Below are 967 nucleotides of genomic sequence, written 5' to 3' on the forward strand. Positions count from 1 at the left end.
TGTCTAGTCCTGAAATAGGTTTACACCTATTTCACCCTAACGCCCGATGCACCGCATCGGGCGTTTTGTATTTCAAGGACAGGTGTGGGCGTTCCTGGTTGTAGATCAGGATTGCCTCCCGCACCATCTGCTCCGCTTGTGCCAAGTCTTTCGGACGGTGGAGCAAGAGTTCGGTTTTCAAGATGCCGTTAACCCGCTCTGCCTTGGCGTTTTGATAGCAATCGTAACCATCGGTCATCGAGCATGTAATGCCGTGCTTGGCATGGATCTTTTGGTAAAGCCCTGAGCAATACTGCACACCTCGATCCGAGTGATGGACCAGTTTCTGCCGTGTTCGACGCGTCTTCAGCGCCATGCGCAAGGCCTGGGCTACCGAGTCGGCATGCAGGCTGCCGTGCACGTGATAACCGACAATTTTTCTCGAGAAATCATCCGTCACCAGGCTTAGGTAGACCGGATCATCGCGTTGGGTGGAGAGGTAAGTGATATCCGCCACCCAGACCTGTTCCGGACCGGATGCGGCGACTTGCTGCGGGCCAGGCTTCAGTAGATTGGGATGGCAGTGAAAGTGATGATGGCTGTCGGTCGTCTTGTGGTAGGCCCGTTTCCTGCGAACCAACTGCCGATGTTCGCGTAAAACCTCAAACAAACGATCCCGGCCAACGTGCAGCTCTGGCTTATCACGCTTTTCATGCATCAATGAGTGCAGTTTGCGTGTGCCTAAGCAGGGTTGGCGTACGCGGATCTCCTGCACAAACTGCATGAGTTTCTGATCCTGCTCGAGCCGAGCTCGATAGACCCGTTCGCGTTTGTAAAAGGCTTGGCGACTGATCCCCATAAACTGGCAAGCCCTGCTGACACTCAGGGTTTGGGTTTGCGCAACGACTTGCCGGGCCGCTTTTTTACAACGGATACGCCGTAGTCGTTCTTCAGGACATCGACCACGTCTTCAAAGAATTTGGCTTTC

Annotated in this window: 1 pseudogene; it reads right to left on the reverse strand. The window is 54.1% G+C overall.

The window, feature by feature from the left end:
• Nucleotides 1-31: 31 nt before the first annotated feature.
• Nucleotides 32-967: pseudogene (locus tag FQ192_RS33855) on the reverse strand (IS3 family transposase); the annotation flags it as partial.

The organism is Pseudomonas sp. ANT_J12 (genome assembly GCF_008370045.1).
Classification (GTDB): domain Bacteria; phylum Pseudomonadota; class Gammaproteobacteria; order Pseudomonadales; family Pseudomonadaceae; genus Aquipseudomonas.